The following is a 3,698-nucleotide window of genomic DNA, read 5'->3' as shown; positions in this document are numbered from 1 at the left end:
GCCGCCCGCCGGGCGCGGGGTGACCGCCGCGCCGATCGCGGCGAGGGCGTCGCGCGCGTCGGCGTGGATGCCCAGCGCCGGATGGTTCGCCTCCAGCTTCCCCAGGTCGGCCTCGATATGGATGAGGCGGCCGCGCGGGGCGAACGTGTGGTAGTTGGACGAGAGTTCACCGAGGCCGGAGCCGGCGACGAGCAGGACGTCGGCGTCCGCGAGGAAGTCGGTGGTGTGCTGGTCCTCCAGCCAGGAGCCGAGCGAGAGCGGATGCTCCCCGGGGAAGGCGCCCTTGCCGCCGAAGGTCGTGGCGACGGGCGCGTCCAGCCGTTCGGCCAGCGCGAGGAGTTCGGCGTGGGCGCCCGCGCGGACGACTCCGCCGCCCGCCAGTATCGCCGGGCGCCGCGAAGCGTCGAGCAACTCGGCCGCCTGCGCTGTCAGTTCGGCCGGAGCGGGCAGGGGACGCGGACGTGCCGGGCCGTCCGGCGAGGCGAGCGAGTGAGGGAAGGGCAGATCCGTGGGCGCCAGCAGGACGTCCTGCGGGATCTCCACCCAGACCGGGCCGCACGGCGCCTCCAGGGCCGTGGCCCACGCGGCGGCGAGCGCCGAGGGGATCTGCGAGAGCGCCCGCACCGTGTGCACGGACTTCACGATGCCGCGGAACGAGGCGGACTGGTCGCGGAGTTCGTGCAGATAGCCCCTGCGGCGCCCGCCCAGTCCCGCCACGGGCACCTGGCTGCTGATGCCCAGCACGGGCGCCGACGCCGCCGCGGACTCCTGGAGCGCGGGCAGCGACATCAGCGCACCGGGACCGGTCGAGACCAGCAGCGGTGTGACGGTGCCGGTGAGCCGGGCGTGCGCGTCGGCGGCGAAGCCCGCGTTGTTCTCCGTGCGCAGCCCGACGTAGCGCAGCGGGGAGCGCCGCAGCGCGTCGAAGAGACCCAGGGCGTGCTGGCCCGGCAGCCCGAAGACCGTACGGGCGCCGAGGGCGGCGAGGGACTCGGCGACGAGGTCGCCGCCCGTACGGGGCGAAGAAGCGGACCCGGACGGGGAGTCGGGAGCGGAACCGGGGGCGGATGCGGGGGAGGGGCCGGGCTCGGGTTCGGGGGCGGGCGTGGGTGCGGGTGCCATGCGGGGGTGTTGCGCCTTTCGTCGTCGGTCGGTGTACGGCTCCGCCTGTGCGGGGCGGAAGGGAGCGAAGGGGGTGGACGCGGCCGGCTCAGACTCCGGCGGGTGTGCCGGTGCCGGGCTTCTCGCCGTCCTGCGGGGCCTCGCCCGCGAGCCGGGACCGCCAACGGGCCAGTACGGCGGGGTCGGTCGGCTTGCCGGCCAGGCTCACCGCGACATGGGCGACCAGCGACGCCAGAAGCCCGACGTAGATGGCCTCGCCGGCCAGCACGCCCTTCCAGGCCATCATCACGACGACCGTCGTACCGCCCACCGCCATGGACGCCAGCGCCCCGTTCGCGGTGCCGCGCTTCCAGACCAGGCCGCCGAGGATGGGCACCAGCAGGCCGCCCACCAGCAGGTTGTAGGCGACCGTCAGCGCCTCGACGACGTCGTTCAGCGCGATGGAGATCGCCACCACGGCGGCGCCCATGACGAGGATGAACACGCGGTTCCCGCGCACCTCGTCACCGGCCGGCTCACCCTCGGGCGCATCCTCGGGACCCGCCGTCCCGTCCGCAGCTTCGGTGGCGTCCGTACCGTGCGTGGCGTCCGTACCGTCCGAACTGGCCGCATCGGCCCGCGCGTTGCGCCGCAGCCGCTTCCAGATGTCGTTGTTGGCGACCGTCGCACACGCGATGAGCGCGCCCGACGAGGTCGACATCACCGCCGAGAGCGCCGCCGCCAGCACCAGCCCCTTCACACCGACCGGCAGCGCGTCGCCGACGATCGTCGCGAAGGCCGCGTCCGGGCTGTCGAGCTTCGGGTACAGCGCCTTGGTCGCCGTACCGATCGCCGCGCCCGCGACCGCGTACACCAGGCAGTAGACCCCGGCCGCCGAACCGCCGCTGCGGGCCACGGTGTCGCTGCGCGCGGTGAACACGCGCTGCCAGATGTCCTGCCCGATCAGCATGCCGAAGGAGTAGATGAGCACGTACGTGAAGACCGTCTCCGCGCCGATGCTCATGGGGGAGAAGTAGCTGTCCGGCAGCCGCTCCTGCATGCCGTGCAGCCCGCCCGCCTTCCAGACCGCGATGGGCAGCAGAAGCAGCAGCACGCCCACCGACTTGACCACGAACTGGGCCATGTCCGTCAGCGTGATCGACCACATGCCGCCGAGCGTCGAGTACGCGATGACGATGCCGCCGCCGAGGACGATCGCCAGCGTCCGGTCGAGGCCGAAGATGACGTCGAAGATGGTCGCGTAGGCGATCGTCGAGGTCACCGCGAGCATCAGCGTGTACGCCCACATCACCGCCCCGGAGATCACCGAGGACGAGCCGCCGTAGCGCAGGTCGAGCATCTGGCCGACCGTGTAGACCTTCAGCCGGGAGATGCGGGCGGAGAAGAACAGGCTCAGCGCCAGCAGCCCGAAGCCGATCGTGAACACCAGCCAGGCGCCCGAGAGTCCGTACTGGTAGCCCAGGCCGACGCCGCCGATCGTCGAGGCGCCGCCGAGGACGATGGCGGCCATCGTGCCGGAGTAGAGGACGGGGCCGAGGCGGCGGCCCGCGACGAGGAAGTCGCTCTGGGAGCGGGCGCGGCGCATGCCCCACCAGCCGACCGCGAGCATGCCCACGAGATAGATGATGATCACTGCGTAGTCGACGGCCATGAGCGCTCCTCGGGGACGAGCGGGACGAGCAACGGGGAGGAGGGAGAGGACAAGAGAGAGGAAAGGGGGACGGAAAGGGGCGCCGGGGGAGGGGCGCGTGGGGACGGGGTGTGCCGACGGTTCGACCGGAGCCTAGGTGTCGTCAAGGCGGCCAGGAAGTGTACGTTTCCTCCACCGCCGAGGCCGCGGGTGAGGGAAACGTCCATGCTCGCCCGCCGTCCGCCCGGTTCACGTCCGTCCAGGAAGGGGCCGGGCATGGAGGAGTTGGTTCCGCCCACCGTCCCGGTGCCGCTGTCGGTGCTGACGGACGACCCGGAGCTCGGGCTGCGGCAGGCCGCGGGCCCCGACGGCGCGGGCGAGACGCCTGTATACGCCGTGCACACCAGCGAGATGGCCGACCCGGTGCCGTATCTGCTCGGCGGCGAGCTGCTGTTGAGCGCCGGTGTGCACTGCCCGCCCGGCCCGGACGGCGACGGGCACTGGGAGCGCTATGTGCGCCGGTCCGTCGAGGCGGGCGCGGCGGCGCTCGGATTCGGCATCGCGCCCGTGCACGACGAGGTGCCGCCGGAGCTGGCCGACGCCTGCGGGCGGCACGGCCTGCCGCTGCTCGAAGTGCCGCGGCAGACGCCGTTCACGGCGGTCGGGCGCGCGGTGTGGCAGGCCGTCACACAGCGCAGACACCAGGCGCTGCGCCGCCTCAGCGAGGCACAGCAGACGCTGGCGACGGCGGCGGCCGGGCCCCACCCCGTACCGGCGGTCCTCGCACACCTCGCTCAGCATCTCGACGCGTGGGCCGTGCTGTTGGGCGAGGACGGCACGGAACTGGCCTCGGCGGGCACGGCGCCGCCGCCGGACGCGCGGGCCGAACTCGCCTCGCTGGCCGGGCGGTTGCGGCCGGGGCCGTCCTCGGCGGCGGGAACGGCGG

At 73.5% G+C, this 3,698-nt stretch carries 3 protein-coding genes; 1 reads left to right on the top strand and 2 read right to left on the bottom strand.

The window, feature by feature from the left end:
- Positions 1 to 1,122: thiamine pyrophosphate-binding protein (locus AN218_RS13200; protein ID WP_141747562.1), on the bottom strand; the 1,122-nt coding region annotated here is incomplete at its 3' end.
- Between the two features lie 88 nt (positions 1,123 to 1,210).
- Complete coding sequence (locus AN218_RS13195; RefSeq protein WP_070017036.1) at positions 1,211 to 2,773, bottom strand: sodium:solute symporter family protein; 1,563 nt, start codon at positions 2,771 to 2,773, stop codon at positions 1,211 to 1,213.
- A 255-nt stretch (positions 2,774 to 3,028) separates the two neighbouring features.
- Between AN218_RS13195 and AN218_RS38210 the strand changes: the two genes are divergently transcribed.
- A partial coding sequence (locus AN218_RS38210) for a PucR family transcriptional regulator ligand-binding domain-containing protein (RefSeq protein WP_244900432.1) occupies positions 3,029 to 3,698 on the top strand: 670 nt, incomplete at its 3' end.

Source organism: Streptomyces nanshensis, from assembly GCF_001751255.1.
Classification (GTDB): domain Bacteria; phylum Actinomycetota; class Actinomycetes; order Streptomycetales; family Streptomycetaceae; genus Streptomyces; species Streptomyces nanshensis_A.
The sequence above is the reverse complement of the archived record's forward strand: the minus strand, read 5'-3'. Positions and strand labels throughout refer to the sequence as shown.

Coding starts and splice junctions, on each gene's coding strand:
- AN218_RS13195 (WP_070017036.1), bottom strand. CDS start 2,773: ATGGCCGTCGACTACGCAGTGATCATCATCTATCTCGTGGGCATGCTC.